Raw genomic sequence first — 6,698 nt, 5'->3', positions numbered from 1 at the left:
CCCCCCCCCCCCCCGAAAAATTTTTAAAAAATAAGGGCGCCGGGAACCATACATTCCCGGCGCCCACTCCCCCACTGTTCATACCTCAGCGGGATTCAATTTAGAGGCGGAAGAAGCCTTCCACCGCGCGCGTCATGTATGCCATATCGTCCACATGGCACATCTCGCGCATCGAATGCATCGACAGCAGGCCAATACCCACATCCACGGTGCGCATACCCAGGCGAGTCGCCGTAATCGGGCCAATCGTCGAACCACACGGCATATTGTTATTCGACACGAACTCCTGATACGGCACACCAGCCTTCGCACACGCCGCAGCAAACACGCCAGCACCCACCGAATCCGTCGCGTAACGCTGGTTCGCGTTAATCTTCAGCAGCGGGCCACCACCAGGCAGCGGCTGCACGGTCGGGTCGTGGTGACCCTGATAATTCGGGTGCACCAGGTGACCGGCATCAGCCGACAGGCAGAACGACGCCGCCACCGAACGGCGGTACTCCTCCGTGCTCTCACCGCGCGCAGCCGAGAGGCGCACCAAAATATCCTCCAGGAACGGGCCAGCCGCACCACTACGTGACTCCGAACCAAGCTCCTCATGGTCAAACGCCGCAAGCATCACAGTCTCGGTGGCGTGCTCATCCGCGTTATCGGCAACGTAACGCTCCAGGGCGGTCAAACCCGCATGCACCGAAGACAGGTTATCCAAGCGGCCAGAAGAGAATAGCTCCTGATCTGCACCGAAGCGGCGCGGCGGCTGCGAATCAGCAAACAGCAGGTCGTAACCCACAATGCTTTCCGGGTCGACCGGCTCACCGTCAATCACGTGCTTCGCCATGTAGCCGAGCACGTCGTTCTCCGCCGGGTCCACGCCCCACACGGGGTACATGTTGAACTGCTTGTCCAGCACCAGTTCGTTGCGCTTGTGGTCCAGGTGCGGTGCCAGCTGCGGGATGCGCGCAATCGGGCCGGTGCGCACCAGGCGGTCCTTCAGCTCGCCGTCCTCCAGGACGGTGAGGCGACCCGCCACGCACAGCTCGCGGTCCAGGAAGGAGTTCAGCAGTGCACCACCATAGTTCTCCACGGCAATCTGGTGCCAGCCCTTCGTGGTGATGGAGGAGGAAGGCTTGACCTTCAGGGAGGGCGAGTCGGTGTGCGCACCCAGAACGCGGTAGCCGCTTGCCTTCTGCGCCTTCGCGCCGCCAGCCCAGGCGATAATCGCGCCGTCACGGACGACGAAGTGGCGGCCGGTTGCAATCTGCGGGTCCCATGCTTCGGTCTCTACAAGCTCGGTGAAGCCCGCTGCTTGCAGGCGGCGCGCTACCGTGCGCGCGGCGAGGTAAGAGACCGGCGACTCCGCCACGAATGCGGCGAGGTCTTCAATATTTTTTACAGCATCAACAGTCATGGTTTAACCCTACCTTTTCTTGGGTGTTGATGGGGTGACCGGGGCTGGTAGTCCACGCGGCGTGAAGTATGAGCCCTGGTGAGGCTCGAATGGAGCGGGGCGGGCGGGCCGGGGTAGCTGAGCTAGAACAACCCGCCAAATAGCCTATTTATCAACCTTGAGCGGTTGTGTTTCACGTGAAACCTCGCCGCGGCGAGCGCGCGCATTGAAGATCAGGCAGGCGAGCACCACGTACACGCCTTCCAGGGCGATGCCCTGTAGTGCATCCACGGGGGTCATGCCCTCGGAGGCGAACGGATCCAGACCAGCCACCATGGACAGCAGCATCAGAATCACGTTATTTGCCACGTGCAGGCTGATGGAGGCTTCCAGACCGCCGGTGTACCAGCAGAGGAAACCCGCGTAAATACCCATCGCGAGAATCGTGCTCTGACCCCAGGGGTCGTAGGCGTGGGAGAGCATGAACAGCACGGCGGGCAGCACAATCGGCAGCCAGGGGGTGCGGAGCCAGCGGCCCAGCATCTGCATCATGAAGCCGCGGTAGGCGAGCTCTTCGGCGTAGCACTGCACGGGCACTAGGAGCAGCATCATCGCCACATAAACCCAAAATTCAACCTGTGGAGGTTGAAAATAGCGGTATTCGGGCAGGCTCTCACCGCTCAACGCCAGCATCACGGCGTAGTAGATGCCGTAGACAGCGAAGCTCAAACCCAGGTACGGAAGCAGTAGCGAGCGGCGCAGACGACCCGCCACCGAATGGATCAGACCCCAGGGCTTCGGACCCACGACCAGGCGTGCCAGAAAGAGCGAAGGCACAATCGCGATAAGGGAGAGGAACGTCAGCGCGAACAGCGCCGGGTGTTCCATAATGACGGCGCGGTTCGTAGCTACATCCTGGAGGGAAAGTCCCGAACCCATAATCGTCGCAGCCAGGGCAACTGAAATGATCAGGTTGAGGCCAATAAATACGGCGACACCGAGCAGACCTTCCAGCAGGGGTGAGAACCAGCGGGATTTCGGGTCGGCGTGGGAGAGACGGTGGTAGGCAAGACCTGCAACAGGCGCAGGAGCAGCGGGGGTTCCGGCGGCTACCTGCGGGGGTGCGGGAGGCGGTGTAGTGTTCATTCTTTAATCCTAGCCTCCGCGGGGTCGATGGTGACCGGGCATACGGAAACCTTCAAGTGCCGATTGATACGGAATGTTCCAAAACCATTGAAAAAGCCGTGAATAAGGCTAAAAACCTACCATTCACGGGGTTCATTTTCTGAACCTATGCCATAATTTGTAGCGATAATACGCTCATATACATAGTCGCTGATGACCGCTCTTCCGGGGTGTTTTTTCAGCACCAGAAAGGCTGCTTTCTTATGGCACTCGTCTTCAATCCGCCGCCCAACTGGCCCGCTCCTCCTGCTGGATGGGCCCCCACTCCTACGTGGCGCCCCGACCCCGCGTGGGGTCCCGTTCCTGAAGGCTGGCAGCTGTGGGTCGAAGAGCCCGAGCCCGAACCCATTCAGGTTGAAGAGGCTACTATTGAGCCGCTGATTCCCGAGGAGCCCGCTGCTGAGGCAGCTCCCGCTGAGCAGGTTGCTGAGCCCGTAGTTGCTGAGCCTGCTGTTGAGGCTGAGCAGCCCGCCGAAGCTGCAGCACCGCTGACCGTTGAGGACGTTGACCTGGAGCAGCTCGCCGCTGAGCTCGAAGGTGAGCAGGTCGTCGAGGTTCCGGAGGCGGCAGCACCCCAGGCTGAGGCATCCCACGTTGAGGCACAGCAGGTAGAGGCGCCCCACGTTGAGGCGTCCCAGGCTGAGTCCGCTGAGGAGTCCTCCGAGCCCAAGCCGATGCGTCACCTGACTCAGGTTCCGCTGACCGGCACCGCTCTGCCCGAGCAGGTTCTGACCCCGCAGGCTTCTGCTGAGGAGACTGTGGCTGAAGAGCCCGCAGTTGAGGCTCCCGTTGCTGAGCAGGCTGCTTCCGAGCAGCCCGTTGAGGCGCACGTTGTTGAGGCACCGGTTGCCGAGCCCGCGCTCTCTGAGCCTGTTGCATCCGAGCCGGTTGCAGAACCCGTTGTAGAGCCCGTTGTTGTAGAGCCCGTCGCCGAGGTTGCCCCCGAGGCACTCGCTGCCGCTGAGCCGGCAGTCGAGCCGGTTGCTGCGGCTCTCGCGGCTGAGGCACCTGTTGCTGAGGCTCCCGCCTCCACCGAAGAGGTTCCCCACACCATCGAGAACTCCCCGCTCGTTGAGTTCCACACCCCGGAAACCGAGCGCACCGTCAACCTGTCCGAGCGTACCGTGAACCTCTCGGAACAGCCCGGTCAGAACATGCAGCCCGGCCAGAACGCGCAGGGCGGCCAGAACGCGGCGTTCATCCCGGCGGGTCAGGCACCGAACGGCTTCCAGCCGAACCAGGCTGATGGTTTCCAGAGTGAGGGCTTCCAGGGCCAGAACTTCCAGGGTGGCCAGTACCAGGGTCAGGGCTTCCAGGACGGTCAGAACGCTCAGGGCGGTCAGTACCAGGGCAACCCCTACCAGGGTCAGCCGTACAACGCTCAGCAGCCCTACCAGGGTCAGGTGTCTGATCAGGACCAGGCAACCGTGGCGCTCAGCAACCCCTACATGACCGAGCCCGGCAACCAGGGCAATGGCGAGGACGGCTCCGAGAAGAAGGGCCTGCTCTCCGGCACCAAGCTGTGGGGTGTTATCGGTGGTGCGTTGGCTCTGCTGATTGTCATCATCCTGGCGATTGTCATGCTGATTCCGCGCGGTAACTCGAACCCCGCCTCCAATTCTGCGGCGGCATCGAGCGCGGCGGCTACTTCCGCTGAGGCGTCCTCCGCGGCAGCATCCTCTGAGGCTTCTTCCGCTCCCGCATCTGAGAGCGCGGCAGCAGGTACTTCCGCTTCTTCCGCAGCGCCGGTTGCTGCTGCTGAAGCGAAGATGCCCGAGGGTGAGTTCAAGGAATACAAGAAGACCGTCGCCGATAATAAGGACACCATCGACATTGAGAAGATCAAGGGCGATGTGTCCGCAGGCCTGCTCTACTACGAGTTCAAGCCCGCAGACGGTGTGGTTAACGCCTTCATCACCAGCCGTGACGACAAGGGCAACATCACCGCAGGTCTGAGCGTTCTCGACTCCACCCGCGACGGCAAGGAGCTCAAGGGCACCGCATGGATTGACGCGAGCGGCCACTCCACCCCCACCCGCAAGCTGGATCTGACCGGTAAGGGCGAGTGGACCATCCGCGTCTACGACGCAGACTCCGCACCCCACTACAAGAAGGGTGAGAAGTTCCAGAGCACCATGAACTACTACGCTTTCACCTACGAAGGCACCGAGGCAACCATGGAGTTCCAGACCAGCGGCCCGACCACCCGCGGCTTCACCGTTCTGAACGCGACCAAGAACGACCCGTTCTTCTCCTCGACCATTCCGACCGTGAAGAGCAGCATGCAGTGGGTTCAGAGCAACAAGAGCTACATGCAGGTTCGTACCGACTCCAACATTACTTGGAGCATCGGCACTAACTAACAGCGTGACTGACTAGGTCAGTAGGCTGGGTATAAAAGTATCCCCCGCACCCGTGATAGGTGCGGGGGATATTTTTATGCCGGTTTTTATGCCGGGAGGCTATGCTCTGAGGTTCTGTCCGGTGGGCTTACGCCCTGCTGGATGCGCCCGCCGCCGCGGGCGAGCGACCGCCTCGAGCGGGCAGCCGCCGTGAGCGGGCGGTTTCTTTAGCGGGAGTACTTCGCCTCCGCCAGTTCGGCGCCCGCGGCACGTGCTGCACGCTCCACCAGCTGACGATTCGCCAGGTACACAAAAAACGTCACCAGAATAAACAGGTACATCAGCTGGTACGGCATGGTGCCAGCCATCAGGCCCAGGGAGCCTTCCGGCACCATCAGAATCTGATCCGAGCTGAAGTGCGGGGAGAACGCCAGCACAATCCAGAACGGCGAAATGTACATGCCCACCAGCGCCGCGGTCGCCAAAACAACAGCCAGTGTGAAAACAAAGGAGCTGACCCGCTGGTACATGAGCGGGAAGATCTCCATAACCACGGCGGCGAGCATCAGCGGGTACCAGGTGTTGTGGTGCGACCAGCTAATCGGCGAAATCTGCAACATCATGAACGCGGTCAGCGCCAGCTGCGCCATGAGCGCGCGGGCACGAATCAGCGGAACCAGCAGAACCGCGGTGACCAGCACAATCAGCAGGGTCAACGCCACCTGCACCACGGACAGGGCGGTAGCCGTCAGGTGATGCTGCAGGCCCGCGTGGGTCAGCGTACCCATAATCGACACGTTATCGAAGTAGCTGAACCAGCCCACACGCGAAGTGTCATGCACCGCATGGAACCAGAACGTCAGCGACTCCTCACGGATCACCAGGAAGCCGATACCCACGGTCGCGGCGAAGCTAGCACCCAGGGTCGCGATGCCCTTCCAGTCCTTACGCATGAGCAGCAGCAGACCGAACGCGAGCGGGGTCAGCTTAATACCCGCCGCGATACCCAGCAGCACACCGCGCGGAACGCGGGTTGCCGGGCGCATAAAATCGGCGAGAATCAGCATCAGAATGATGGCGTTAATCTGCCCAAAATGCGTGGTCAAACGCCACGGGCCGCACATCCAAATCAGCGCCGCAATCAGCGACACCATACCCCAATGACCCAGGTGCTTCTGCAACGGCAGACGCCACGAGCGGCTACGCGCGTAGGAGTACAACAGGTACGCGCACCAGTAGCAGAGCGCGCAAATAATGGCGGTAATCAGCAGCATGCTCTGCGGCTCGGTGAGGAACGCGAGCGGGTAGAAGAGCAACGCCGCAAACGGTGGGTAGGTGAACGGCAGGCCGCGCGTGCGGAAGGTGTACAGCTGGTAGCCGTCCGGGCCGTCCGCCAGGGAGACAGCACCCAGGCGGTACACGTAAATATCGTCAGCCGCCGCGTGCGTCACGTAGTCGAAGGCGTAGAGGGCAACCAGGATGAACAGCAGGTGCGCCCAGAGATCGCCGCTACGCATGCCGGGGATGCGGTCAAAGAAGCCGCGACGCGCAGGTTGTGTGGGCTCTGCAGCGGTTTCCTTGGTGGTTCCCTCGACGGTTTCTTTAGGGGTTGCCGAGGCTTCGGGCACCTCTGCGGCACTCTCAACAGCCGGTTCCGCAACCGCCGAAGATGCCGAAGCCCACGGGATGATGGGCGCTACCGCCTCGGTATTCTCCGCGGTCTTCACTACGCTCTTCGCGGTGTTCTTATCAGTATTCACAGGGGTCTTTTCTAGCTCCTTGTC

General features: G+C 61.5%; 4 protein-coding genes. 1 reads left to right on the top strand and 3 read right to left on the bottom strand.

What is annotated here, in order from left to right; genetic code table 11:
- Positions 1–100 precede the first annotated feature (100 nt).
- Together HMPREF2894_RS03165 and HMPREF2894_RS03160 are read right to left on the bottom strand one after the other, a co-directional pair.
- Positions 101–1,408, bottom strand: a complete 1,308-nt coding sequence (locus HMPREF2894_RS03165) for a M18 family aminopeptidase (RefSeq protein ID WP_070677769.1) — start codon at positions 1,406–1,408, stop codon at positions 101–103.
- A gap of 144 nt (positions 1,409–1,552) precedes the next feature.
- Positions 1,553–2,533, bottom strand: coding sequence for a CPBP family intramembrane glutamic endopeptidase (locus tag HMPREF2894_RS03160; RefSeq protein ID WP_070677767.1), 981 nt, complete (start codon positions 2,531–2,533; stop codon positions 1,553–1,555).
- 242 nt (positions 2,534–2,775) lie between these two features.
- On the opposite strand from HMPREF2894_RS03160, the gene HMPREF2894_RS03155 reads away from it, so the two are divergent.
- A complete protein-coding gene (locus HMPREF2894_RS03155; protein ID WP_070677765.1) occupies positions 2,776–4,935 on the top strand; it encodes a hypothetical protein in 2,160 nt (719 codons plus the stop codon).
- Positions 4,936–5,141: 206 nt separating this feature from the next.
- Here the strand turns inward: HMPREF2894_RS03155 and HMPREF2894_RS03150 are convergent, their stop codons facing one another.
- Positions 5,142–6,674 (bottom strand): glycosyltransferase 87 family protein, encoded by a 1,533-nt coding sequence (locus HMPREF2894_RS03150; protein WP_070677893.1) that lies wholly within the window; start codon positions 6,672–6,674, stop codon positions 5,142–5,144.
- Positions 6,675–6,698 lie beyond the last annotated feature (24 nt).

This window comes from Rothia sp. HMSC066G02 (genome assembly GCF_001813145.1).
Lineage (GTDB): Bacteria > Actinomycetota > Actinomycetes > Actinomycetales > Micrococcaceae > Rothia.
The sequence above is the reverse complement of the archived record's forward strand: the minus strand, read 5'-3'. Positions and strand labels throughout refer to the sequence as shown.